The sequence below is a fragment of the Bacillus coreaensis genome (assembly GCF_050586445.1).
Taxonomy (GTDB): Bacteria; Bacillota; Bacilli; order Bacillales; family Cytobacillaceae; genus Robertmurraya_A; species Robertmurraya_A coreaensis.
Genome location: NZ_JBOCCY010000014.1, coordinates 26,226 through 52,690, shown reverse-complemented (window position 1 = coordinate 52,690; position 26,465 = coordinate 26,226). Strand labels below are relative to the sequence as shown.

23 protein-coding genes and 1 riboswitch are annotated in these 26,465 nt (G+C 36.9%); of the genes, 17 read left to right on the top strand and 6 right to left on the bottom strand.

Annotation, left to right across the window (positions count from 1 at the left end; genetic code table 11):
- The first annotated feature begins 12 nt into the window (after nucleotides 1-12).
- Complete coding sequence (gene xylF, locus ACQ5H4_RS18100) at nucleotides 13-1,104, top strand: D-xylose ABC transporter substrate-binding protein (protein ID WP_430776388.1); 1,092 nt, start codon at nucleotides 13-15, stop codon at nucleotides 1,102-1,104.
- Nucleotides 1,105-1,162: 58 nt separating this feature from the next.
- On the opposite strand, the gene ACQ5H4_RS18095 is transcribed toward xylF, so the two are convergent.
- The 4 genes from ACQ5H4_RS18095 to ACQ5H4_RS18080 all read right to left on the bottom strand — a co-directional run bounded on the left by ACQ5H4_RS18095 (nucleotide 1,163) and on the right by ACQ5H4_RS18080 (nucleotide 5,176).
- Nucleotides 1,163-2,023: an RNA polymerase sigma-70 factor gene (locus ACQ5H4_RS18095; protein ID WP_430776387.1), complete on the bottom strand. Its 861-nt coding sequence runs from the start codon at nucleotides 2,021-2,023 to the stop codon at nucleotides 1,163-1,165.
- Between the two features lie 4 nt (nucleotides 2,024-2,027).
- Nucleotides 2,028-3,308: a phytoene desaturase family protein gene (locus ACQ5H4_RS18090; RefSeq protein ID WP_430776386.1), complete on the bottom strand. Its 1,281-nt coding sequence runs from the start codon at nucleotides 3,306-3,308 to the stop codon at nucleotides 2,028-2,030.
- Between the two features lie 105 nt (nucleotides 3,309-3,413).
- On the bottom strand, nucleotides 3,414-4,349 hold the full coding sequence (locus ACQ5H4_RS18085; protein WP_430776385.1) for a DUF4405 domain-containing protein: 936 nt from the start codon (nucleotides 4,347-4,349) through the stop codon (nucleotides 3,414-3,416).
- 122 nt (nucleotides 4,350-4,471) lie between these two features.
- Nucleotides 4,472-5,176 carry a DUF421 domain-containing protein gene (locus ACQ5H4_RS18080; RefSeq protein WP_430776445.1) on the bottom strand — a complete coding sequence of 235 codons (705 nt, stop codon included), beginning with the start codon at nucleotides 5,174-5,176 and terminating at the stop codon, nucleotides 4,472-4,474.
- 184 nt (nucleotides 5,177-5,360) lie between these two features.
- Between ACQ5H4_RS18080 and ACQ5H4_RS18075 the strand changes: the two genes are divergently transcribed.
- The 11 genes from ACQ5H4_RS18075 to ACQ5H4_RS18025 all read left to right on the top strand — a co-directional run bounded on the left by ACQ5H4_RS18075 (nucleotide 5,361) and on the right by ACQ5H4_RS18025 (nucleotide 18,347).
- Entirely contained in the window at nucleotides 5,361-6,590 is a 1,230-nt protein-coding gene (locus ACQ5H4_RS18075; RefSeq protein WP_430776384.1) for an FprA family A-type flavoprotein, read from the top strand.
- An 18-nt stretch (nucleotides 6,591-6,608) separates the two neighbouring features.
- Nucleotides 6,609-7,832 carry an NAD(P)/FAD-dependent oxidoreductase gene (locus ACQ5H4_RS18070; RefSeq protein ID WP_430776383.1) on the top strand — a complete coding sequence of 408 codons (1,224 nt, stop codon included), beginning with the start codon at nucleotides 6,609-6,611 and terminating at the stop codon, nucleotides 7,830-7,832.
- A 19-nt stretch (nucleotides 7,833-7,851) separates the two neighbouring features.
- On the top strand, nucleotides 7,852-8,016 hold the full coding sequence (gene rd / locus ACQ5H4_RS18065) for a rubredoxin (protein WP_430776382.1): 165 nt from the start codon (nucleotides 7,852-7,854) through the stop codon (nucleotides 8,014-8,016).
- A 116-nt stretch (nucleotides 8,017-8,132) separates the two neighbouring features.
- A complete protein-coding gene (locus ACQ5H4_RS18060; protein WP_430776381.1) occupies nucleotides 8,133-8,846 on the top strand; it encodes a Crp/Fnr family transcriptional regulator in 714 nt (237 codons plus the stop codon).
- Between the two features lie 170 nt (nucleotides 8,847-9,016).
- Nucleotides 9,017-9,967, top strand: coding sequence for an HD-GYP domain-containing protein (locus tag ACQ5H4_RS18055; protein WP_430776380.1), 951 nt, complete (start codon nucleotides 9,017-9,019; stop codon nucleotides 9,965-9,967).
- A 168-nt stretch (nucleotides 9,968-10,135) separates the two neighbouring features.
- Nucleotides 10,136-10,212: riboswitch (glycine riboswitch) on the top strand.
- 151 nt (nucleotides 10,213-10,363) lie between these two features.
- On the top strand, nucleotides 10,364-11,710 hold the full coding sequence (locus tag ACQ5H4_RS18050; protein WP_430776379.1) for an amino acid permease: 1,347 nt from the start codon (nucleotides 10,364-10,366) through the stop codon (nucleotides 11,708-11,710).
- 116 nt (nucleotides 11,711-11,826) lie between these two features.
- Nucleotides 11,827-12,957, top strand: coding sequence for a GerAB/ArcD/ProY family transporter (locus ACQ5H4_RS18045; protein ID WP_430776378.1), 1,131 nt, complete (start codon nucleotides 11,827-11,829; stop codon nucleotides 12,955-12,957).
- Nucleotides 12,920-14,380: a spore germination protein gene (locus ACQ5H4_RS18040; RefSeq protein WP_430776377.1), complete on the top strand. Its 1,461-nt coding sequence runs from the start codon at nucleotides 12,920-12,922 to the stop codon at nucleotides 14,378-14,380. Before ACQ5H4_RS18045 ends, ACQ5H4_RS18040 begins: the two co-directional genes overlap by 38 nt.
- Nucleotides 14,377-15,537 carry a Ger(x)C family spore germination protein gene (locus tag ACQ5H4_RS18035; protein WP_430776376.1) on the top strand — a complete coding sequence of 387 codons (1,161 nt, stop codon included), beginning with the start codon at nucleotides 14,377-14,379 and terminating at the stop codon, nucleotides 15,535-15,537. Before ACQ5H4_RS18040 ends, ACQ5H4_RS18035 begins: the two co-directional genes overlap by 4 nt.
- Before the next feature lie 134 nt (nucleotides 15,538-15,671).
- On the top strand, nucleotides 15,672-16,850 hold the full coding sequence (locus ACQ5H4_RS18030; protein WP_430776375.1) for an SLC45 family MFS transporter: 1,179 nt from the start codon (nucleotides 15,672-15,674) through the stop codon (nucleotides 16,848-16,850).
- 270 nt (nucleotides 16,851-17,120) lie between these two features.
- The gene (locus ACQ5H4_RS18025) at nucleotides 17,121-18,347 is read left to right on the top strand and encodes an L-lactate MFS transporter (protein ID WP_430776374.1); all 1,227 of its coding nucleotides are present in this window, start codon (nucleotides 17,121-17,123) and stop codon (nucleotides 18,345-18,347) included.
- A gap of 49 nt (nucleotides 18,348-18,396) precedes the next feature.
- On the opposite strand, the gene ACQ5H4_RS18020 is transcribed toward ACQ5H4_RS18025, so the two are convergent.
- Nucleotides 18,397-18,999 (bottom strand): YesL family protein, encoded by a 603-nt coding sequence (locus ACQ5H4_RS18020; protein WP_430776444.1) that lies wholly within the window; start codon nucleotides 18,997-18,999, stop codon nucleotides 18,397-18,399.
- Between the two features lie 107 nt (nucleotides 19,000-19,106).
- Here ACQ5H4_RS18020 and ACQ5H4_RS18015 point away from each other — a divergent pair, with 107 nt between their 5' ends.
- From ACQ5H4_RS18015 to ACQ5H4_RS18005, 3 genes are all read left to right on the top strand, one after another.
- Nucleotides 19,107-19,799 carry an HAD family hydrolase gene (locus ACQ5H4_RS18015; RefSeq protein ID WP_430776373.1) on the top strand — a complete coding sequence of 231 codons (693 nt, stop codon included), beginning with the start codon at nucleotides 19,107-19,109 and terminating at the stop codon, nucleotides 19,797-19,799.
- 40 nt (nucleotides 19,800-19,839) lie between these two features.
- Nucleotides 19,840-20,712 (top strand): helix-turn-helix transcriptional regulator, encoded by an 873-nt coding sequence (locus ACQ5H4_RS18010; protein WP_430776372.1) that lies wholly within the window; start codon nucleotides 19,840-19,842, stop codon nucleotides 20,710-20,712.
- Between the two features lie 108 nt (nucleotides 20,713-20,820).
- Nucleotides 20,821-22,101, top strand: a complete 1,281-nt coding sequence (locus tag ACQ5H4_RS18005; protein ID WP_430776371.1) for a glycoside hydrolase family 27 protein — start codon at nucleotides 20,821-20,823, stop codon at nucleotides 22,099-22,101.
- Nucleotides 22,102-22,443: 342 nt separating this feature from the next.
- Here the strand turns inward: ACQ5H4_RS18005 and ACQ5H4_RS18000 are convergent, their stop codons facing one another.
- On the bottom strand, nucleotides 22,444-23,541 hold the full coding sequence (locus tag ACQ5H4_RS18000; RefSeq protein ID WP_430776443.1) for a GntR family transcriptional regulator: 1,098 nt from the start codon (nucleotides 23,539-23,541) through the stop codon (nucleotides 22,444-22,446).
- Nucleotides 23,542-24,056: 515 nt separating this feature from the next.
- Between ACQ5H4_RS18000 and ACQ5H4_RS17995 the strand changes: the two genes are divergently transcribed.
- Both ACQ5H4_RS17995 and ACQ5H4_RS17990 read left to right on the top strand, forming a co-directional pair.
- Nucleotides 24,057-25,379: an ABC transporter substrate-binding protein gene (locus ACQ5H4_RS17995; protein ID WP_430776442.1), complete on the top strand. Its 1,323-nt coding sequence runs from the start codon at nucleotides 24,057-24,059 to the stop codon at nucleotides 25,377-25,379.
- 147 nt (nucleotides 25,380-25,526) lie between these two features.
- Nucleotides 25,527-26,417, top strand: a complete 891-nt coding sequence (locus tag ACQ5H4_RS17990) for a carbohydrate ABC transporter permease (RefSeq protein ID WP_066054332.1) — start codon at nucleotides 25,527-25,529, stop codon at nucleotides 26,415-26,417.
- The last annotated feature ends 48 nt before the right edge of the window (nucleotides 26,418-26,465 follow it).

Below are 26,465 nucleotides of genomic sequence, written 5' to 3'. Positions count from 1 at the left end.
GAGAGAGAGCAAATGGATCGGGGATTTTCAAATGCTAGATTGATTATGTTCACACTCACGCTACTCTTTTTTACATCTGCTTGCGAGAATGCACCTGAAACGAGAGCATCGACAGACTCTTCTGCAGTTGAAAAAAACAATTCTCCTGGTCAATCATCCGAGGAGGAAAAGATTAAAATTGGATTTTCTATGGATACATTAGAAGAAGAACGGTGGTTAAGAGATCGAGAACTTTTTAAAGAAGCAGTTGAAAATTTAGGTGCAGAAGTAGAAATCATGGCTGCGAATGAAGATGATGCCAAGCAAATTTTACAAGCAGAGACATTAATCAGCCAAGGAGTTGACCTTTTAGTTGTTGTGCCTAACAATGCAGAAGCAACCGCAGCTATCGTGAATAAAGCACATCTAGCAGGAATTAAGGTGATTTCCTATGACAGGCTTGTAAAAAATGCGGATATTGACATGTACATTTCCTTTGATAATGAACAAGTGGGGGAGCTTCAAGCAAAGGCAATTACAAAATTGGTGCCAAAAGGGAGATATGTATTAATAGGAGGTGCGAGTACAGATTATAATGCTCATTTGTTGAAAAAAGGGGTGTTTAACGTACTACAGCCGTACATAGACAGAGGAGACATTACAATTGTGTATGATCAATGGACCGAGAATTGGACTCCAACAAATGCTTATAAGAACATGGAAGCAGCTTTAAAAGCTAGTAATAATCAAATTGATGCAGTCATTGCTGCCAATGACGCAACAGCAGGTGGTGCGATTGAAGCTCTCGAAGCCCATGGACTAGCAGGGAAAATCCCTGTAAGTGGGCAAGATGCGGAGCTTGCAGCTGCTCAGCGAATTGTGAATGGAACGCAACACTTAACTGTGTACAAACCGTTGAACATGCTAGCAGAGAAGGCCGCTGAACTAGCGGTTAAGCTGGCAAAAGGAGAAAGCATAGTTGCTGATAGAAAGATTAACAATGGGAAGATTGAAGTTCCATCTGTTTTATTAGCTCCTATTGCTGTGAATAAGAATAACCTGGACGAAACAATAATAAAAGATGGTTTTCATTCTAGGGAAGACGTTTATACACAAGATGAGTAAATGATAAATGCCCTGCTTTGAAAAAAGCAGGGCATTGGTTTTTTAACACTCTAACTAATTATTTCAATGGAAGCTTGTCGGGGTTCATAATAATAAATATTTCTTCAATTAAGTCGTCGCATATATAGAAACTGATAATACTATGAATTTGATTTTTACTATAATTTATGATTGCGGGTTGACCGTTGACACTATTCAATTCAGATGAAAAGTCCTCTGGAACCATTCTAATAATGCCAAATAATAGCGTGAGCACGTTAGATTGTGAAGAGATGGGACGTACTGCAGCTTTGACCTTTCCTCCACCATCGGAATAAAGTGTGACATTCTTTGAAAGTAGCTTTAATAATGTATCCATGTTTTGCATCTGAAACGCTTCAATAAACCGATTGATGATGGACTGGTTTTTCTCGTAATCTAAGCTTTCTCCCTCAACACTTGCAATCTTTTGTTTTGCTCGACTGAAAACTTTTCGGCAGTTTTCTTCTTTCTTATCAATGATGTGGGCAATCTCGCTATACGAGAAATCAAAAACTTCTCTTAATAAAAGAATGGCTCGCTCGTTTGGTGATAAATGTTCCATCATCCGTAAGTAAGCTATGCTCAATCCTTCTTTTTGTAATAATACTTCAGCAGGATCTAGAGCCATTGATTGCAATAACAATGGCTCTGGATTCCATGGTCCGATATATGTTTCTCGTTTGTACTTTGATGACTTTAATACGTCAAGGCTGTGATTCGTCATGATTTTACAAAGATAGGCTTTTTTGTTATCGATCTTTTCACCGTCTATTTGATATGCTTTTAAAAAGGTTTCTTGGACGATATCTTCTGCATCAGCTACTGATCCTAACATACGATACCCTATAGAAAATAATAACGGTTTCAATTGTTTATACTCTTCATTACTGATCTGCACGAAATCACCTCTTCTCTTTTTTGATAATTTCCTCTGCTGCTTGTTTCCCGCTACACGCAGCCCCCTCAGACAAGATATAATGCGGAGAGGCCCAATCTCCTGCTATATATAATCCAGGGATGTCAGTTTCAGAACGTTGGAAATATTTTTCGTGTCCAACTTGGGGAAGACGTTGATTTACAGTGATATTTGGAAGAAAACGACTTGTAACACAATAGTCTTTCCATCCCGGCTGTATCGTTTCTAAAAATTGTTCAAGCTCGTTTCTGACCTTTATCGGATCAATGGAATCATCTGGGTGATAGTACTTAAACACATGAACGATCGAGTGTTTACGATTCACAGAGAGGGAGGCTACATTTGAATGTACGGAATAATAAAGGGAATGATTCATGTCTAAAGCAAATAACTTCTGAGGGTGTGGGAGTTGAGATAAAGAAATATCTAAACTTGCACCTTTAACAGGTATTAGTTGGGATAAAGGATTATTTACTTTTACATACTCGGTTTCACCTAATAGTTTGGTGAGTTGAAGTGGTCCAGTTGAACTAATTACATATTTACAGAAAACTTCCTCGTTATTTGAAAGGATAACTTTGAAATTACGATGCTCGGCTGGTATAACTTTTTTTACAGTAGAATGAGTTTCAATCTGCACACCTGCAATGACTGCTTTATTGTGGAGTTGGTCGATAATTGTTTGCCAACCGTCATGTAAATAGAGTACTCCGCCCAAGGAAGTCTTAATGTGAGTCACGACTACTTTTGCGCTAACTTTTTCTGGACAATGACAGTAAGTTGAAAGCCTACCAATTACATATAGAAGGGATTTGACGTTTATTGATTGAACAGCTTTCTCCACCCATTGTTGATAGGTTTGGTCAGCTAACGCTTGTGTATCGACTTGTTGAATTTTTGATAAAATCAACATCCATTCTATCCGTTCCTTCCAATTAAGTAGACTTGTTGTAAGAAGGCCCCATGGATTAAAAGGAGCTAGATATTCTTTAGAGTTTTGAGTTACTATTCCTCCTAGCTTAGGTGAACCTCCTTCCAGTTTTATATCTAACTCTTCGAGAATGACTGCTGCTTTTCCTTTTTTATAAAGGGCATGAGGTCCCAAATTAAAATAATCTTGTTTTATTTTCTCTGTTTGGGCTCTCCCCCCAACCTTGTTTCCCTTTTCAAGGATTAAGATAGATAAATCACTTTTTGCTAAATAATTTGCTGCTACATACCCCGCTAATCCTCCACCAATAATAACAACATCCCAAATTTGTGTCATATCAAAAACCTCCTTGTTATCATTTCATCAATCATGACGAGGAGGAGAGAATTTTGTGACATAAATAAATAAGCGTCGTTATTTATAGACGCTTACTCCAGTCAATTAAGATACAAAAGTTATTTTTTGTTCAGAAGGTTTCTTTTTCCACTTTGCAAGTAGCTTTTCTAAATAGTAGATTAGAATGATAAATACGGACATAATGCTGACATACTGCAAGATGACTTCTAATGCGCTCGTGCTGCCTATTTCTCCTCTTCCCTCAAATCCACTTCTTGCTAACCGGTCACCTTGTCCTGAAAATGCACCACCAGAAGCAGTCCCACGTTCAAACTGACTAGCCTCCCCTGATGATCCACCATCTGGAGGAGTAGGTCTACCGCTTTCACCAGAAAAGTCTCCGCTTGGAGGAGTCCCGCGTTCGAATTGACCTTTCTCCATACCTTGCATTTCGGAAGAAGAAGTAAATACACTAGCAACTCCTTTTAGATTCGTGAGAAAGTTTGTTGAGTAGATTTCATAGCTTCCAAACACCAGGAGTGCCACTGTTGCCACCTTTGCAACAAGTCCTAAGCCTTTTTTGTAAGATTTAAACTTTACGATTTTTTGAAATACATTCATTACCCATTTCCAGTGCAAACCAACGTGAGCGGCAACTAATACAAGTACTAAATAGGAAATAGAGATATGTGCCATTTGAAACCATCGCTCATTAGTAACATTAATATTAGGGAACACAATGTGAGATACCAAAATCCCACTGATGATAATAAAGGCCATAGTGATGAGTAAAAGTAAATTTAAGACATATCCAAATTTTGTTTTGAAAGGAAGCTTCCGATCAAATAACTTAACGGTGACATTTTTAACCCATCTCCAGTTAAGGGCTATATGTGTAAAAAACACTGCAGCAATGGCTAACCCTGCAATTTCATGAAAGGTTAATCCACCTAATACTTGTTTGTTGAAAAATAAGACAAATGTGACTGCCATTAAAATATCCAGTCCAAACTTGATGTACATTAACTTTTTTTCTTTCAATTCAAAGCACCCCCCTCAAAATTTATTCAATCCCATTTTGGGGGACGGACCTTAAAAGAACCTTAAAATTATTATGAGTGCAGCTTATCTTCAGAGGTTAAAAACGAATAAAGGCAAGCTTTTTATTTGTAAAAGAATATCTTCATATTCTCCTTGTTATCAATGGTTGCAAGTAGAACATCATTTACCCTGGTTTGATAGGCACTTTCTAACTTCGAGGTGATCCATTCTTTACTTTTCCCCAATTCCTTTAATTCTTCAGTTAGTATGGTACCTTCCTTAATAATGGTCCTAGGGTGTTCGTAAGGCTCTGTTTTTATTCCTAACGTTGAAGGGGTAACTGGTTGGTATTTAGGATCCAAGAAATAAGATATTTGACCATCTGCTTCCCAAGTAGCTAGGACTACTTTCTTCACATCATCAACTTGTCCTTCGCGCAATTCTTCAAGTAAAACATCAAGGGATATTCTCGCCTTTTTCAACCCTTCATACAAGATTTCCCCATCTTTTACAATCGTAACGGGAGAGTTATTCACTAGTTTTCTAAACCATGGCCATTTCAGAATCATAAATATACCAGAAATATATAAAACCATTAATACAGCCGTTGTAATCATTGATCCTTTTAGTCCAAGATGTTGATCGGATAACGGATGGGCAATAATATTTCCAACTACTAAAGCCATAACAAAATCAAGTAGCCGTAATTGGGATATGGATCGTTGAGTCAATAATCTAGCTACAATCAATAGAAAAATAAAACCTACAATCGCTCGAAGAATCCACTCCATGCTAGTAAGAGTTTCTTGACTTTGGTAAAAATCCATCATGTAGAACACATCCTTTATTCCGATAACTAAAGGTTAGTTTACCTATGAGGTGATTGAAATAATCTTCAATCGTATGAAATAGTTTCAAATTGTGATTCAAATCCTCATTTTTATTTTTTGAGAGTTGTATGATGAGTTCAGTTGATAAACACCTTCAAAAAATCCTAGGAGGAAATAATAGATGAACAAAATTATGATAGCGAAAGATACGTACTGGGTGGGAAAGATTGATGATCGTGAAGTACCATTTCACCGATTAATATTAGGAAAAGGAACAACGTATAATGCCTATTTGCTAAAAACAGAAAAGCCAACGGTAATTGATACGGTAGATATGCAGTTTGGTAGAGAGTTTGTTGAGTACTTAAGTGAGTTAATCAACCCTGAGGAAATTCAATATATCATTATTAATCATACTGAACCAGATCATTCAGGTGGAATAGCAGCACTAGCTGGAAGAGCACCGCATGCGACGATTGTATGTACAGCTCCTGCCGTAAATGAACTAAAGGAGATGTACAAACTTCACAGCAGAAATTTTTTAGTTGTAAAAGATGGAGATACATTGGATATCGGAGGAAAAACACTGAAATTCAAAGAAACACCGTACCTTCATACAGAGGAAACAATGATAACATATTGCATCGAAGATAAGATTTTATATCCTTGTGATATTTTCAGCACGCATGTGGCTAGTAATACTTTTTTTGCAGATGAAGCAGGCTTTGATATTACAGAGGATTTCATTGGGTACTACAATGCAATTATTCATCCCCATAGGAGATATGTAAGAACATTAATTCAAGCCTTAAAGGATTTAGATGTACAAATGATTGCACCATCACATGGCTATATTTTGCGTAAGGACATCCAAAAGTATATTGATTTGTATGCAAAGTTGAGTGCGGATACGATCGATGATAAAAAAGCAACCATTGTGTATACAAGTCTTAGAAACAATACAAAAAAGGTAGCGGAGAGTATCAAGAGAATTTTAGAAGAAAATCAAATTAAAGTCAGCATCTTTAACGCGGATAAGTCCGAAAAGAGTGACATTCTTGAAAGTATTAAAGAAGCAGATGCTGTATTTATTGGTAGTTCAACAAAGTATGCAGATATGATTGGAAATCTTGAAGAGGTGCTCAAGGACTTAAAGGAAATGAATCTTGAAGGGAAAATCGCCACTGCCTTTGGTTCTTACGGATGGAGTGGAGAAGCGATTGAAGTGATTCAAGACTACTTACATGAAACCAATATGAATGTACAAAGTACATCTCACGTCATAAAAACAACAGGGATGACACATGTGGAGTTTCCTGTAAGAGTAAGATTTTCACCAAATGAAGAACAATTGAAAAAAATCGAACATTCAACAACATTTGTTGCTGATTTGCTCTTAAGCGCGATTTAAGAAAAGGTAGGTGAAGAAATGATGAAACATTATTGCATTATTGGAACAGGTGTGGCAGCTGTGAATGCAGCTAAGGCAATAAGAGATATTGATAAAGAGGCCCAAATCTCCTTATTTGGAGCAGAAAAGTCACTTCCATATAACAGAATTAAATTATCAAAAGAATTATTCTCGGACTTAAGAAGTGAGAAAGTTCTCCTTAAAAAAGAGAAGTGGTATGGTATGCAAAATATACGAACATACCCGAATACAAAAATTGTTCGCATTATTACCGAGGATCATATGCTTCTTTCAGAAACAGGCGATATGATTTCATACGATAAACTGCTCATATGCACAGGGGCAAAAAACAGACGTCTACCCGTTAATGGGGTGGACAGAAGAGGAGTTTTTTCCATTAGAGAAATACATGAGGCAGAAGACTTCAAAGCATTCATTGAGGATAAAACTAGTGTAGTAAACATCGGCGGAGGTATTCAAGGACTAGAAACAGCATGGTCTATTTTACAGGCTGGGAAAAAGGTTTCGATTGTGGAGGTTGCTCCAAGATTGATGGCTAGGCAGCTAGATGAAAAGACTAGCAAACTTCTAAGAAGGAAAATCGAAGAAGCTGGTGTGGATATTTACTTGAACGCCTCTATTAAAGAGATTGTAGGTGACGATAAAGTAAATGGAATCGTCTTAAATGATCAGTTGATTTCCTGTGACAGTGTCATTTACTCCATCGGTGTCGTTCCTAATCTTGACTTAGTAGAAGATACAGTTATTCAATCCAATAGAGGAATCATCGTAAATGAAAAGATGGAAACAAACATAGAGGATGTGTATGCAGCCGGTGATGTGACCGAGCTGAATGGTGAGGTAGAAGGCCTTTGGGGCCGGGCAATGGATCAAGGAAAAGTGGCGGGGAAAAATATGGCAGCGGTTCATGAAGTGTATGAGAAAACAACGCCATTTACTGTATTTAATGCCTTCAATATGTCTTTGTTTTCCATAGGAATGGTGGATGAGGGTCTATGTGATACAACCATCATGGATGAAGATGAAGATGAAAAATATACGAGGATATTTATTAAAGATGAGAAAATAGTAGGTGTAATTTCTCTTGAGGGTATTGTAGCTTCCACACCTTACAAAATGGCGATTGAAAAGAAGATATCCCTGAATGGAATATCATTAGATACTGTTTCGGTGAAGGAACTGATGAGTTTTGTAAAAGAAAAGCTGTTACAACCAGCTTAACACCAAGGAGGAAATGAGAATGAAAAAATATATATGCTTACCATGTGGATATATTTACGATCCAACAATAGGAGATCCTGATGAATGTGTCGAACCAGGAACACCGTTTGAAGAGCTGCCAGAAGATTGGGTATGTCCCGTATGTGGGGAAGATACAGATCAATTTGCAGAGGTAGAGGAATAAGAATGGATCGCAGCTAAATTTTAGCTGTGATCTTTTTTCATACTAGTGATTTAAAACACAAATATATCAAATGACGTATGATATATTTTTAGAAATAAAAAAATTAGGTGATGCTTATGAAGGAAGCTAACTGTAGTCATAATAAAATGCTGGTACCTTGTACGAAAAAGGTACCAATCTTCGGGGCTTTATCAGAAGAAGAAATCTTAAAAGTCGCCAGAATGGCCAAGCATACACGGTTCAAAAAGGGACAGTTGCTTTTACATGAAGGAGAGAAATCTGATCGATTATTTATTGTGAACAAAGGGCAAGTCAAAGTGTCAAAGTTCACCATTGATGGAAAAGAACAGATTTTATATATATTAACAAGTGGCGAGTTTTTTGGAGAGTTACACCTTTTTAATAATGAAGAAGTGAATAATTTTAGCGTTTATGCCATTTCAGACACGGAGATTTGCGTCATTACAAAAGATGATATTGACATAATCATGGAAGCAAATCCGGAAATCTCTTTAAAATTATTAAAAGCTTTGACAAAGAGATTAGCACATACAGAAACGCTCGTGCAAAACTTAGCAACCAAGGATCCTGAAGTGAGGATTGCCCATATGATTCTAGAATTTTGTCAAAAGTTTGGAACAAAGAAAAGTGACGGAATTCTTATAGAACTCCCGATAACAAGAGAAGAAGTGGCAAGCTATGTAGGGGTAACACGAGAAACAATTAGTCGTAAATTTAGTAAGTTCGAGAGTCTGGGTTTAATTTCTCAACAAGGAAATAAAAAACTATTAGTAAAAGACTATCTAACCTTCAGAGAATATATACAATAATTACAAAGGGCGCACCAAGGCCATCCCCCATTTCTTTGAAAATATCATACAACTGTTAATCTTTTAAAAAAATGCACCTTAGAGGCATTTTTAATTTTTTTAAGGTTTTCTTAAGGTTTTTCTTTAATAATTACTGAAGTTTGAGTGAAGTAATTAGGAGAAGGTGTATTATGAAATCTAGGTGGTCGGTTTGGTTAGAAAGAACAGATATTTACCGTTGGTTATTTGGTGCAACGGTTATCCTTTATTTTTTTAGTGGTGACTATATAAATAATCGAGATATTTTCATGTTATTTACTTTAATTATACTCTGTCTTTCCGCATTTTCATTTCGAAAAGTGTGGATACAAGTTTTCACTAGTGGGATTATTTCATTTATAGGGGCTTACCATGTACCCGATTTCGATATTCAGTTAACTATTCTTCAATGGATTTGGTACTTTGTCATGGCCACGTTTATCATGATTCTTATTGAAAAATATATCTCTGAAAAGAGAAATATGATTGATCTTATCACTTCTTTAGCCAATACATTAGATTCGAGAGATAATTATACAGCTTTCCATTCGAATAATGTTGCGAATTATTCAAAAGCGATCGCGGAAGAGTTAAAACTTAAGCAAACCGTTTGCAAGAATATTTATATCGGTGGATTGCTTCATGATATAGGGAAAATTGGTATTTCAGAAAATGTACTTAATAAATCTTCAAAATTAACCACGGACGAATTTATACATATTAAAGAGCATCCGTCTATTGGTTATGAACTCGTGAAACATATTAAACCGTTTGAGAAGAGTGGGGTATTAAATATGATTTTATACCATCATGAACGCTATGACGGTAAGGGATATCCAAATGGGTTAAAGGGAGAGGAAATCCCATTAGAAGCCCGTATTATGGCAGTTGCTGATGCATTTGATGCAATGACCTCACATCGTGTGTATCGTGAAGCACGGAGGTTAGAATATACATTACATGAGCTGCAAAAAGAAAGAGGAAAACAATTTGATCCTGTCGTAGTAGATGCCTTTTTAAAAAGGATTGGGAGAATAACAAATATGAGTCTATATCCAAGCAAACAATCAGAAGGATCACCTTCTCAAAAAGTAGGTTCATAATGTAGTTTGATCATCATATCACAAAAATATTCTTGACCAACTAAAAGAATACTGATAAAATTACAAATTATTGTACGATAATAGCTTAGGAGTTTGTTGAAAAAACAAATCTAGGCTATAAATTAAATATATAAGCAAGCTATGAATGTTATGGGTCAAACTATAACAGGAGCGGCTTCTGGAGAGATCGCGTACTGCGACGCCGAAGGGTTCACAATCTCAGGCAAAAGGACAGAAGAGTATAGATACTATTTGGTATGAATGTAAGTTCTATTTGTCATTTAACCATGTGTATTTGTTATTCTGACGTTTTTAGAGATTGGGGGAACCCCAGTCTCTTTTTTTATGGCTATTATTCTTACAATAATGATTAGAGAGAAAACGGAGGAATTTCAAGTGGCACAGCATGAGTTAAAAAGGGAACTGAAAAATCGTCATGTACAGTTAATCGCAATTGGCGGAACGATTGGTACTGGCTTATTTTTAGGTTCAGGAAAAGCAATTTCATTAGCAGGTCCCTCTATCATCTTAGCTTATTTAATTGTGGGGATAGCAACCTTTTTTGTTATGAGAGCATTAGGGGAGCTGTTGTTATCAAATGCAGGTTATCAATCGTTTACTGATTTTGCGGTAGATTATATCGGACCGTGGGCAGGCTTTGTAACAGGGTGGACGTACTGGTTCTGCTGGATAATGACGGCTATGGCCGATGTTATTGCAGTTGGAATGTATGTGCAGTATTGGTTTGATATCCCACAATGGGTACCAGCACTCATCTGTTTAATTATTTTATTAGGGTTGAATCTATTAACAGTAAAGCTTTTTGGAGAATTAGAATTTTGGTTTGCCATTATTAAAGTTGTAACCATTCTGGCTTTAATAGTTATTGGGGTTGTTTTACTAGTTATTGGATTTAAAACAGAGGCAGGAACGGTTTCTGTACAAAATTTATGGCAACACGGAGGATTTTTCCCGAATGGAATTAGCGGCTTTTTGTTTTCTTTCCAAATGGTCGTATTTGCTTTTGTTGGAGTAGAGTTGGTTGGTGTATCAGCTGCAGAAACAGCTGATCCAAAGAAAAATATTCCTTCAGCCATTAACAAAATTCCTTTAAGAATTCTGTTCTTTTATGTGGGTGCATTAATTGTTCTGCTTAGTATAAATCCATGGAATCAGTTGAATGCAGATACAAGTCCCTTTGTTAAGACCTTTACTTTAGTAGGTATTCCCGTTGCGGCCGGAATTATTAACTTTGTTGTATTAACTTCTGCTGCATCTGCGAGTAATAGTGGATTATTCTCTACAAGTCGTATTATGTATAACTTAGGGCGTCAAAACGGTGGAACGGGTAAGCTTGCAAAATTAAACAAAAATGCAGTTCCAAGTAATGCATTACTTATTTCAACGGTCATTGTTTCTATAGGAACTCTACTTAGTAAACTGATCCCCGAGCAAGCCTTTGGAATTGTGACGACCATTAGTGCGATTTGTTTCATTTGGGTGTGGAGCATTATATTGATCTCTCATATTAGATATAAAAAAACTCGTCCAGATTTACACCAAAAATCAATATTCAAAGCTCCTCTAACACCATTTATTAACTATGTCGTACTAACTCTTTTTGCGTTTATTTTACTAGTGATGCTTATTTCAGAATCTACTCGTTCAGCATTAATGTTGACCCCATTATGGTTTGTTCTATTATTTGTTTTGTATTTCTTTAAAAGTAAGAGATCGGTGTAATAGTAAGACACTTTGTCGATAGACAAGGTGTTTTTTATTTTTATTCAACTGTTTACAACATAAAAAACAGAAGTTTAGGTGATTTTAATAATAAAACTTCCAAATAGGAGAAATACATGCAAAGCCTAGTGAAGATATTACTACCAAGACAATTATTTCTATTACTAATCCTATCAACTGGTTTGCTTAACCATGTCTTACTCATTCCGAATTTATTGACAGCTGCCGGGAGGGATAGTTGGTTAAGTGTGATTGTTGCGTACCCGATAGCCATAAGTTTCCTTTGGTTAATTTACTACATCGTAAAAAATAGCCCAAATGAGGGGTTTTTTCATATGGTCCGACACCGATTTGGACCCATTTTTTATTATTTATTACTAGCTCCTGTTTTTTTATTTTTACTTATTAGCTCGTATGTAACCTTTAGAGACTTGATGATCTGGTTAAGTGCCTATTTTCTAGCTGAAGCACCTATCATGATGATCAATATCGTACTAATTATTGTGTGCTGCATCGTTACACTATCTGGTATAAAAACCATGGCTATAGCAAGTGGATTATTGTTACCTATTGTGGTAATGCTAGGATTCTTTATTGCATTTACCAATACGAGCTTTAAGGACCCAACCCTTCTATTCCCTGTATTAACAGATGGATATATTCCTTTGTTTAGAGGAACAATCTATGTTCTTGCGGGACTATTAGAACTATATATTGTGGTTTTGTTACAACCTTTCTCACAAGAACCCATTACATTTAAACAACTACTGATATTAATGACCGTATTAACGGGATTGATTTTTGGTCCACTCTCAGCCTCTATTATGGAATTTGGTGTAGTTGAGTCAGTGAACTTTCGCTATCCAGCCTATGAACAGTGGAGAGTATTGAATATTGGTGAATACATAGCAAATCTGGACTTCTTTGCTCTGTACCAATGGTTAAGTGGTGCACTTATAAGAATTGGATTATTTATGTACCTCTTAGGGCATTCTTTATCACGAAAAAGGCGTGAGAATCGACTGAATCCAAAGCTTGTAGGTATGATGTATCTCTTCCTATTAGGAGTTACTTTGATAAAGGTTGAATCATTCACTTTCTATCAAATTATTTATGAATATGTCTTACCAATAACTCTAGCTTTTTTTCTACTACAGATTTTACTGTCAGCTTTTATTATTTTTGTCTTAAAGAAGAGGGATAAACAACATGAGAAGGAAAATGAACTCGGATCCAGTTCTTCATAAACCATCAAAGGATAAAACTAGCCTCATCATAGAGAAGTTGAAAAAAAGTGAAGATCTATTATGTAAGGAACATGGTCAAGACGCTGAGAAATTTAAGTTTATCTATTTTGAATCGTTAGTTGATAGTCAATATTTAGATCAATATATATTACCAAGAATAAGCGGTCACGAGAAAGGCGTAGTGAAAGCAAAATTAATTTCCTTGTTTCAGGCGGAAAATGTGACTGATAAATCAACTGATGATTTGTTACAACTTCTATTTGAAGGATATGTGCTATTTGATTTTCAAAGTGAGTTATTAAGTATTCAAGCGGGCGATTTTCCAAAAAGACAGCCTGAGGAATCGGCGCTTGAAACCTCCATTAGAGGACCAAAGGATGGTTTTGTTGAGGATTTAAAGACAAACATTTCACTAGTTCGTCGGAGACTTAATACGTCTTCTTTATGTGTCGAAAAATATACAATGGGTACAAGAAGCAATACCAAAGTAGTTCTAATGTATATAGAAGATATTATAGACAAAAGGGTACTTGAAGAAGTTCATACCCGACTAGATAAGATAGAGATTGATGTATTGACGAGTATTTACGATTTGGAGTCATTGATTCGTGATCGACCGTATTCGGTTCTCCCAAGCATGGACTATACAGGCCGGCCAGACTTTATCGTTCAGGCTTTGATCCAAGGTCGATTTGCTCTTATAGTAGAAGGAAATCCAACTGTCTCCATTGCTCCAACCAACCTATTATTACAAACGAAATCCCCTGAAGACCATTATATTAGCTATACGTTTGTAACGATGGAAAGAATCATGAGAATGTTAGGAGTAACGGTGTCAGGGTTTTTACCAGGAGTTTGGATTGCTTTTTCAGCTTTTAATATTGAGCAGATTCCGTATTTACTTGTTGCAACGATTTCTATTTCACGTTTTGGATTGCCTTTGTCAGCACCAATTGAAATGTTTGTTATTTTATTTTTGTTTGAGTTATTTAATGAAGCAGGAGTAAGGTTGCCGCGAGCAATCGGACAAACGGTAGCAGTCCTTGGGGGCTTAATTGTTGGAGATGCAGCCATCAGAGCAGGCTTAACTTCTCCCACGATGCTGGTTGTTGCTGCGATTACATATATTTCGTCTTTTACCTTAGTGAATCAATCGTTAAGTTCAGCCATTACGATCATTAGGTTTGGGGTACTTATTTTAAGTACTTTTTTTGGATTATTTGGTGTCATTTCTGGCTATATATTAACCGTTATTTATTTATCAACCATTTCTTCATTTGGTACTCCTTATCTAGGAGCGTTAGCACCTGTATCATTCAGTGAGGTGATTAAGTCCTTTTTAAAAGCACCTACTCAGTATTACAAAACAAGAACTTCCTCCACGAGTCCTAATGACAGAACAAGAGGTGGAGATCAATCATGAGGAGAGCTTGGTCTATCTGCATAATAAGCTGTCTAGTGCTAACAGGCTGTACAGGCTTAAAAAATATTCAAGACTTAACCTATATTGTAGCCATTGGACTTGATTATAACGAGGAAACAAAGGAGTATACGGCCTATTTACAAGGGTTGAATTTTGCAAGTGTGGCAAAGCAGGAAGGGGGAAAACCTATTGAACCGATCCCTATTTTTGTGGCATCGGCTAAAGGTGAAACCCTCAACTTGGCAGTGAGCAATCTTTATAAAATGTCTGAACCTCCCTTGTTTTTTGGGCATGTAAAGTCACTCATACTTTCTCAAGCAATTGTTGAAAACAAATTTAATGAGGTAATTGAAGAAATTGGTCGAAATCGATCCTTGAGGCCAACACTTCGCATTATTACTACATCAGAGGATATGCAAGATCTTCTAAATATAAAGGCCTTGTTTAATTATCCTGCTGTGTACACTGTACTTTATAAGAAAAATCAATACGAATTATCACAGGATGAGATTAGACCGACGATGTTAATGTTTTTCTTAAGAGAGTTTCATGAGCCTATGGGAATGGCAAAGATTCCTACTGTGAGTATTGATAAAGAAAGTTGGAAGGCAGATGGTCCTTACCCTATCATATACTTTAGTGGATACTCGGTATTTCAACAACAAAAGTACATTCAAACCATTCCCTTTAAAGATGCTGTTTATATAAATTGGTTAAGAGAAAAGCACGTGGCAATGAATCAAAAAGTAGAATTGGATGGAAGTTTAATTGCTGTAGTAAAGTTATCTACTCCTAAGGTTCAGGTTAATTATGAAGATAATCTTAGTGCGCCGGTGTTCTCTTTGAACATCTCAGTAGAAGCGGATCTATTAGAAAAATTAAAAGAGGTTCCTATTAAGAAGGTAAAAGAAATTATTCAGAAAGATATCGAAACGAAAGTAAGAGAGCTTTATGTTAATGGAGTTGAAAAGAGGATAGATGTTCTTAATCTAGGAGAAAAATGGTACAGAGCAAACCCAAAGAAATATAAAGAACTAGAAACAACAAACCGCTTTTATTTAGAAAAAAACTCGTTAAAAAATGTAAAAGTTTCTGTTAAGATTCTTCATTATAATGGTTATAAATATGAAAAACGAGTCCATGAGGATTTTGAGTAATGTGAGGCACTTTGTCAAAGAGACAAGGTGTTTTCTTTTTTTATTATATAAAAGTAGAACAAGCAATTGTTCATAAAACTCAACATAGGATAATAGCATTATGTTCTCTAAAAAGAAATGGTTGGTGGAACACGATGAAAAAGACATGGCTGTTAGGCTTTGGATTTTTTAGCATCAGCATCGGATGGTCACTGTATAACGGATTTGTACCATTTTTCCTTGACAATTATCTATCGAGCACCGCACTGATTGGTTTTTTAATGACCATTGATAACTATATTGCTCTATTTTTACAGCCTTATATTGGGCAACGTAGTGATCGAACGAATACAACCTATGGCAGACGAATGCCTTACTTGCTTGTGGGAATACCTCTAGCTGCTTTATTTTTTGCACTTATCCCTTTTCACAATACCCTTTTGACATTAATAATTTGCATGTTGTGCATGAACTTGTCTATGGCTCTATTTAGATCCCCGACCATTGCACTTATGCCAGATATCACACCAGAATCCCAGCGAACCAAAGCAAATGGGATTATTAATTTTATGGGTGGAGTCGGTGCCATATTGGCGTTTAGTCTGGGCTCCTATTTGTTTAGTGTAAATGAATCAACTCCTTTTTTAGCTGTTTCCGTGATTTTTTTGGTGGCTTTATGGGTTTTGTACAAAAATATTATTGAAAAACGGGATGCCCTATTCTATTCAGTTACATCCGCACCGAAGGTAAGTTATAAAAGTGAGTTAAATAGGCCAACGGTCAATTTATTAGCTGCAATCTTTTTCTGGTTTATTGCGATACAAGGAATGGAAGCCTTATTTACTTTATACGGAGTAAATGAACTAGGATTAACCAAAAGCGCTTCTGCCTTTTCATTAGCTTTCTTTTCATTAAGCTTTGTCTTGTCGGCCATTCCTTCGGGGGTGCTAGGTGCTAGGTATGGAAAGAAAAGGATCATTATATTAGGGATCATCGGTTTAATTTTTGTGTTTCTTTTGTTAACTACTGTTCAAACCGTTCTATTTCTTCGTATCCTTTTATTAGCTGGTGGAGTTTTTTGGGCATGTATTAATATTAATGCCTATCCATATATTGTCTCGACAGGTAGCGAACATAGTTATGGAACTAGAACTGGTTTGTACTATTTAATTTCTTCACTGTCGGCCATTATTTCACCACCAACATTGGGGGTCTTTATTGATCTCTTTGGTTTTGGAATATTGTTTTATGCTGCTGCGGGAAGTATGGTTGTTGCGTTTGTTTGTATGTTGAAGGTGAAGAAGCCGGATGAAGAGATAAATTTTGAAGAATAAGAGCTTTTGGAAAGGTCGAGTGTATTAAAATAATTTTTCTTGACCGATCATAAACAGACACTTATAATTAGGAAAAATCATGATAGCTCTTTTTAATGTCAATGAGACAAGGGGAAGGGAAATCATTTCAACTGTAATTATTAAATTTGTTTGGTTGCTTATGTAAACACAGTGTTTGTGAGTATAGAAGAGACCAGCGAGGATGGGTTCCCATCACCGCTGGTCTCTTTTTTTAATGGGCAATTTTCTAAACTTAAGGAGGTTTTCTGTTTGAATCGTTGGTTAGTGGTGTTGGGGGCTGTTCTTATTCAAATTAATTTAGGGGCGGTGTATGCTTGGAGTCTTTTTAATCAGCCGCTGATTGATAAATTTGGTTGGGCTAGGGAAGATGTAGTTGTTACTTTTTCAATAACGATAGCTGTTTTTGCATTTGCAACGATTTTTGCTGGTAGGCTACAAGACCAAATTGGACCTAGGTGGGTCGCGACGATTGGAGGTTTGCTGCTCGGAATTGGATTGATGCTATCGAGCCAAGCAACTTCACTTTTACAGCTCTATTTCTTCTATGGAGTTATTGGTGGAATTGGGATTGGAATGACCTACGTTTGTCCACTATCCGCATGTGTAAAGTGGTTTCCTGATAAAAGAGGATTTATAAGCGGTGTAGCTGTCGCAGGATTTGGACTAGGTGGACTTATATACAAACCGTTGATTGGGTATCTCATTGAATTATCAGGAGTTTCTTCAACCTTTTTGTATTTAGGAATCATTTATTTATTGTTAGTTATGGTTGGGGCACAGTTATTGAAAAATCCAACTGAAGAGCAAGTATTAAAGTATCAACCTAAACAACTAACATCTAATAGCGAGGTAAAAACAATTGTAGATACGAGCAATCAATTTACACCAAAACAAATGCTTCGTACTCAACAGTTTTATTTATTATGGTTCATGTTTTTATTTGGTAGTGTTTCCGGTTTAATGGTGATTAGTTTTGCGGTCGACATCGGCGTGGATATGGCAAATCTAGAACTTGAACAAGCAGGAAATGCAGTTATGGTGATTGCTCTGTTTAATGCTGCTGGGCGCATTGTATGGGGGAAACTATCCGATCGCTTTGGGCGGAAACCTACATTAATCACCATCTATGCCTTAACAGCCGTGATGATGTTTTATATGAGTACAGGAATGATGAACTATCCTCTGTTTTTAATGGCTGTTTCTTTAGTAGGGTTTTGCTTCGGTGGTTTTCTCGCTCTTTTCCCATCCGTTACCGCAGACTATTTTGGTGTACGAAACATGGGGAGTAACTATGGCTTTATGTATCAAGCCTATGGGTTATCTGCGTTTGTTGGACCGATTGTGGTGAAGTCCCTTCCATTTACCTCTGCCTTTTTACTAGCTGGTTGTATCTGTATTGTGGCAATCATTTTGGCTAGGGTGGTTGAAGTACCAAAGCTAAATACTGGGGAAAGGCTTCGTGAAAGAGAAGCATAATATAAAAAACCGAGTACATTCGTAAAAGTACTCGGTTATTTTTTTTACATCATAAGGTCTTGACCTGTTCTTCCACTTTTTGAAATACACGATGACAAAGAAAGCTGATACAAAAAGCACAAACACAATAGATGAATAAAAAGGTAATTTGCCAAAAATAAAGGATCATCCCTGTAGCTACAATACATAGCAAGGATAAAAACGTGGTAAAGAAGAATCGTAATGAAAAGAAAAATGAGTTTTTTACGATATCGATTGTTTTCATTCGGTAGTGAGACATCATTGGAAATATATAAATAGTTGTTAGTAAAAATATAAATCCAATCAATAAAAAGATAGAATAGAAGATAGGTTGTAAAGACCCGAGGCTATTCATCAAGGTAAAGTCTAAAAATAATAGACCGGAGAGCACTAACCAAATCAACCCAAGCACAAAACTCTGTTTGAAGTTTTCTTTGAAAAATTTCATATACGAACGAAAGACACTATAGTCCTTATGGATAATCCATTGTCGAGTAACACAGTACATCGCAACGGTCGCAGGGAAAATGGTGATAACAGGAAGACAAAATAAAAGCCATAAAATATTAAGTTGAAAAAAAGCGGTTACAATTTCTAGCAATCTAAAAAAAGCATTGTTTTCGTATTTCATTTTTTCACCAAGTTTCTTATTTTCTAGGATTATCATAAAAATAGCATATTCTTACCGATAAAAAAAGCTGGAATTTCTGTCATGTATGACGAGAGGAGAAGATTTTGATGATTAAAGCACTATTTTTTGATTTGGACGATACCTTACACGACGCGCAATATCCTTTTGAAAAAACGGTAGAAGAACTGCTTCCGGAAGTAGCCTCAGAATTGAATATGAATGCATTATATATAAAGTTTAGAGAGGCTAGTGATAGGTTGTGGAAGGACTATGTGACAGGGGAAATGTCTCTAGTCGAGCTGCGAACAAAGAGGATGATCTTGGCTTTAAAAAGTATGGATATAACGATAGATTCTGAAACAGCTCGGCTGTTTCAAAACCAATACGAGAATAATCAGAGTCAGCTTAAGATGTTCCCGGAGGTACCGAATCTGTTGGAAGAAATTAAAAAGAAAGGGATCATCGTAGGGATGATCACAAATGGTCCAGTTGAGCATCAGCACAGTAAAATTTCTTCTTTAGGGCTGAAAAGTCATATTCCAGTTGATCTCATTTTTGTATCTGATGGAGTAGGGGTAGCTAAGCCTAATCCAGATATCTTTCATCATGTGAGAAAGCATGTAAATCTATTGCCTCATGAATTATTATACGTAGGGGATTCATGGGAGAATGATATTGTTGGCTCATCGAAAGCGGGCTGGCAATCTCTTTGGTTTAACCATCGGAAAAGAGAGCCGGAAACCAACCATAAGCCTTTAGCAGTTATCCACAATCTAGCAAACATTTTGGATTATGTTTAAAGGGTTATTAACAAAAAATTTGTGGGTAAGGTGTTTATAGATGAGTAATGAAGTGTATGGATTTCGTTTTCTGGATACTTTCCAAAGTTCGTTTTATCAGTTATTTGCTGTTGGCCACCATAAGGTATATGAGAAAAGTTATGATTGGGATGGGTTAAGACGTAAGGATGGTCCGTTATATCTTTTCCAGTATACGGTATCTGGTTTCGGTGACATTGATATAAACGGGAAAATTCACAGGGTGGAGCCAGGTTCAGCTTTTATGGTGGAAATTCCTAGTACACACAGATATTACTTGCCGACGGATAGCGAGGAGTGGGAGTTCTATTTTATTCTTTTTCGCCCTATTAAAATTGAACAAGAGTGGCAGGAAGTCGTGAAAATGCTCGGGAGAATACCTAGAATTCAGGAAGACAGCTCCCCCATCCACTTTTTAAAAAGTACGTACTTAGCAGCAGTGAAGAATCAGATTACAGATGGTTTTCGGGCATCGTCCATTGTCTATCAATTTGTTATGGAGCTTTATCGTTACGGGAAAGGATATGAACAAGTAGCAGAGAGATGGCCGGAGAAAATCACTCTTGCAGCACGTATATTGACCGAAGAATATGACTCTTTACAAAGTCTAGAGGAAATTGCTGCGCGTGTTCAACTATCAAAATACCATTTTTCAAGATTATTTAAAAAGCACACAGGAATTTCACCGATGGAGTTTGTCACAAAGGTGCGAATGGAGAAAGCAATTACCCTCCTACGAACGACCGATTATACGATCGAGGAGATCGCCAAACAAATTGGATATGCAAGCAGTAGTTATTTTATTAAGGTGTTTCATTCTTGGGTTGGATTCTCACCAGGAGAGTTTCGTACTGGGAAGGATTTGCTGCTCATGAATGAGATTCGTTTTAATTGAGAGCAATATTGTACAACTGAAGGCAAAATAATGTGATAGATGTATTCATCTTCGTCCTTTATTATTCAAGACAAGAGCAAAATTATACATGAAGGGCGGGTATGAAGGATGAAACATCACATGTTAGCAAGTACGCCTCCATTAGGCTGGAATAGCTGGGACTGCTACGGGGCAACAGTTAGGGAAGAAGAGGTTCGAGGCAATGCAGAGTATATGGCCAAATATTTAAAGGAACATGGCTGGGAATATATTGTGGTGGATATTCAATGGTACGAAGCGGGGGCCAACTCGTCTATTTATCGTCCGTTTGTTCCACTTGAGATGGATGACTATTCAAGGCTCATCCCAGCTGCGAATCGTTTTCCTTCTGCAGAAAATGGAAAGGGATTTAAGCCATTAGCTGACGATGTACATGGTTTGGGATTAAAATTTGGTATCCACATCATGCGTGGAATTCCTCGCCAAGCAGTTCATGCAAACACACCAATTCTTGGTACTGAGGTTCGAGCACGTGACATCGCCCACCCCAACTCTATCTGTCCATGGAATACGGATATGTATGGGATTGACGCGTCAAAGGAAGGTGCTCAGGAATACTATAATTCTCTGTTTGAGCTATATGCCGAGTGGGGAGTGGACTTCGTTAAGGTAGATGATATAGGTGCATCAAGACTTTACTATTTTCATAAAGATGAAATTGAGCTCATTCGAAAGGCCATTGATCACTGTGGAAGAGAGATGGTTCTAAGCCTTTCGCCGGGACCTGCTCCACTTGAATTTGCTGACACTTTAATTGAAAATGCGAATATGTGGAGAATGACGGACGATTTCTGGGATCACTGGGATTTGCTCTACGGAATGTTTGAGCGTTGTGAAAAGTGGAGTGAATATGTTGGAGAAGGTCACTGGCCAGATTGCGACATGCTACCGCTTGGGCATATTGGTATCCGCTCTGTTGATGGAGGGGGAGGAGATCGATGGACTCGCTTCACAAAGGATGAACAGATTACACTGCTGACATTATGGTCCATTTTCCGCTCGCCTCTTATGTTTGGAGGAGACTTGCGTGACAACGACGAATGGACGTTATCGCTCCTGACAAATCCAGACGTTTTAAAGATGCACAAAGATAGTCATAGCAACCAGCTAGTATCTCGGGAAGAAGATCGAGTGGTTTGGAGTGCCAAGGATCTAGAGGGAAACACATATGTTGCATTGTTTAATTTAAGCAATGAAACGGCAACTGTGAAGACCACTCTTAACCAGGTAGGAGTTACTGGGGTGAAGCAGGCACGTGAACTGTGGACTGGTCAGGACTTGGGAGAGATAACGGATCGTATGGAACAGATGCTTCCGCCACATGGAGCGGTGTTGGTGAAGTTATATTAACAGGATGAATTCTTTTGGGGAAAAACAAAATGAACAAACGTCAGGTTGAAGTGAATTTTTTCGGATTAAGGGTTTTTCTTAGTTGTTTGGACTGGATATTTGGATTTTTCAATCGGAATATAGCGGTTGGGTAGGAGTTTGGTAGGCTTTATTTGCGATTGTAGAGATTTGTTTGCGATTCTAGAAATATATTTGCGATTCTAGAAATTTACTTGCGATTCTCGAGATTTATTTGCTATTAGAAAATTATATTTGCGATTCCACAACCATACAACTCAAAGAGCCCACCCACCCAATAACAAAAAAACGAACCCTGCCAATCACGCAGGGTTCGTACCTCATCTAAATCAGACTAGTCTTTTTCAACTCCATGGTCGAACTTCGCACGACAAGTTCAGGTTCATACACCTTCGATTGAGGTACTTCTTTCTTTTCCACTGCTGATACAATCCATTTTGCTGCTTCAATCCCCATGTCCATTTTCGGATGGGTGACGGTGGTTAATTTTACTTCGGTTGCTTCTGCTAGGAATGAGTCATCGTATCCTACAATAGATACATCTTCTGGTACTTTTAAATCGAGTTTACGCAGAACATCTAACACACTTACCGCCAGCTGGTCATTGTAGCACACAATGGCGGTTGGTTTTTCGTCCTTTGAGAAAAACTCTTCAATTTGTTTCAACGTTTTGCTATTCACATCTTCTGTCGAATAGGTAATGACCATTTCAGGGAAAAACGTAACACCGTGCTCTCGAAATGCTCGAATAAATCCTTGCATCCGATGAACCCCTTGTAGGTCATCTGTTTTGAACAAACCGATAATCTTTTCATGTCCCAATTTTATTAAGTGTTCTGTCGCGATAAAACCTCCATGCTCGTCATTCATGATGATATGAGGAGGCATCAGCTGAGAATAAAATTGGTTGATCATTAAATAAGGAATATTGTTTTGTTCGAGTTCAAGATAGTAGTTAATGTTTGGATTATAGTTACTACTCTTTGTTGGTTCAACAATAAGTCCATCAACATTTCTGCCTAACATGGTTTGTAAACATTGTCTTTCTTTTTCCACATCATTATCCGTACAAGATAAAGTTAACGTATATCCTTGTGTTGTCAGATAGGATTCAATTCCTCTAATAATGGATGGGAAGATATAATCAGAAATATAGGTAGTAATAACCCCAATATTTTTTCCTTTTATTACAGAAGAGGAAGATTGACTCTGTTGTTTCGATTGCTTAGGATTATGCGAACAAAAGGTACCAGCACCTTGTTCTCTGTAAAGTAATCCTTCATGAACCAGATCACCCACCGCTTGTCGCACCGTATGTCTACTAACCCCAAATATCTGCACAAGTTCATTTTCGGAGTAAATTTTTTCGCCAGGATTTACCTTCCCTGTTTCGATCCACTCCACGATCTTTTCCTTAACCATGTTGTATTTAGTTTTTTGTTGTGCCACTGAGGTATCACCGCTTTCTATTCGATGTACATAATTTAAAATAACTTATACGTACAACATATATCTAATAATACCATAGTATCAAATAAAATGGAAAAAAACTATTCCATACAAGTATATTTTATAAATAAATACGGACACGTACGGACATAATAAATATTTTTTGAAAAATCACATTGACATGTACGAACAGGTATATTACTATTTTAATTGTAGAGAATACGCTTTCAAAGAAAAAATCTCTTAAGGGTCAATTGTTTTTACTTGGAAACTAATAAATTATTAGGAGGAATTTATATGTGATTCCCTAACATGTACGTACATATAAAAAAGACTATTATTAAATCAGAGAATAAGCTATTATTTTTTTAAAAGTAAAGTGATTACGCTTTCAATTAGTTTTTCTAGATTTCATTCTTTTATGACTACAATAGGTTGAAGATGGAGGGATTAACTTGTTTAAATCATCTAAAAAATTTGGTGTAATAATGCTTCTAGCAATAATGGTGATTGGTGCAATCCTTAGTGGGTGCTCAGGTGGTGAAAAAGCTAGCAGTGACGGCAAGGTTGAGCTTACTTTTATGTTTAGGGGGAATCCTCAAGAACTAGAAGCTTATAAAGCTACTGTAAAGAGATATGAAGAAGCAAACAACGATGTAAAAGTTACAATGGTTCAAACAGCTCCTGATCAATATGATACAAAGCTAAAATCAGCAATCGCAGGACGTAAGATTCCAGATGTTTTCTTCTATAACCCAGCTCAAGTAAAAGCGTATGTAAACTCTGGAGTACTATTAGATATTACGGAACAAGTTGAAGGGTCAACTGACGTGAAAATTGATGACATTTGGGAAGCTGGGATTAATAAGTACCGTTTTGATGGTGAAACGTTAGGGCAAGGTGCAATCTATGGATTACCAAAAGATTTAGGACCTTTCGCTCTTGGTTACAACAAGACGATGTTTGAAGAAGCGGGAATTCCACTTCCTGATAAAGACAAGCCATATACTTGGGATGAATTCATTGATGTAGCTAAGCAGTTAACAAAAGATAATGATGGCGACGGCAAAATGGATCAGTATGGAACTGGATTTAACGTAAACTGGGCATTACAACCATTTGTTTGGAGTAACGGTGCAGATTGGATTAACGAAGATGGAACAAAGGTTACAATCGACGATCCTAAGTTTATCGAAGCATTACAATTCTTTGTAGACCAACAAAACAAACACCAAATTACTCCTTCTATTGGTGACGCACAAACATTAGATACGTACCAAAGATGGTTAAAGGGTCAATTAGCATTTTTCCCAGTTGGACCATGGGATATGGCTGCTTTTAAAGAGCAATTAAAGTTTGAGTATGATTTACTTCCTTGGCCTGCAGGTTCTACGGGTGAATCTTCTGCTTGGGTTGGATCTCTAGGAATTGGTGTTGGTGCAACAACGAAGCATGCAAAAGAAGCAGCTGAACTAGCGATGTACTTATCTGCTGACCAAGAAGGACAACAAGCATTAGTTGATGCACAAGTTCAATTACCAAACAGTGTGGAGGTTGCTGATGCATGGGCTGCTGACACATCAATTAAACCTGACAATAAGCAAGAGTTCTTAGATATCATTAATGACTACGGTCGTGGATTCCCAGCTGAAAAAACTTACACAGCTGAATGGTATGATGAGTTCTTCAAAAATATTCAACCAGTGTTAGATGGTAAGACAACTGTTGAAGACTACGTAAAAGAAGCACAACCGAAAATGCAAAAACTATTAGATGCAGCAATCGAACAAGAAAAACAAGCAAGTAAGTAATAACACTTCGTTGAAAGATTAACCATGTGTAAATGATGCTAGATTCTTAGAATCATAAGATAGCATCATTTGCATCTTTTAATAAAATGTTACTTGTACCAAAAGAAGGCGTGTGTATTCATGCTTTTGTTGAAAGGGTGAGGAAAGATGAAAGCGACATCCAAGCTGTATCGCACAGAACAAAGATATGCCTATTTGTTTATTGCAGCACCAGTCTTAGGATTCCTCATTTTTGCAATGGTTCCTCTTATTTATTCAATGTACGGAGCCTTTACGAATTGGAATGGTCTAGGACAAATGGAGTTTATCGGCTTTGAAAACTTCATTAATTTATTTAAAGACGAGTATTTTTACAAGTCGATGTATAACACCTTCTTTATGATGCTAGGTATTCCAATTGGAATCGTGTTAGCTCTTTTACTGGCTCTAGCTCTAAATAGAGGAATCTTTGGTACAAATACCTTCCGCGTACTTTACTATATTCCGGTTATTTCCTCTATTGCAGCCGTTTCTATTCTTTGGCAATGGGCGTATAACGGAGATTATGGTTTAGTTAACCAATTTTTAGATCTTATTGGGATTGAGGGTCCGAACTGGTTGCAAAATACAGCTACTGTGAAACCAGCGTTAATTATAATGGCTGTGTGGAAAGGATTAGGATATACGATGTTGCTTTACTTAGCAGCACTACAAAGTGTACCTAAAACCTTCTATGAAGCTGCGAAATTGGATGGAGCAAATGCTTTTCAAGCCTTTTGGCATATCACGCTTCCGATGGTAAAACCAGTAACATTCTTTATTATCGTTACAAATATTATTGGTGGAGCGCAAATCTTCACTGAGATTAACGTTATGACACCTACTGGTGGTCCTGAGTATAGTTCAGCATCAGTTGTTTTCTACATTTGGCAAAAAGCATTTGGTAACTTCCAATTAGGTTATGCATCTGCAATGGCCTTGGTATTAGGACTCTTCATCTTTATTATTACCCTAATCCAATTTAAGATGAACGAAAAATCTTCCTTCGATTTGGATTAACGCTAGGATAATAAAAAAGACTAATAGAAAGGGGCTTTTAACAATGGA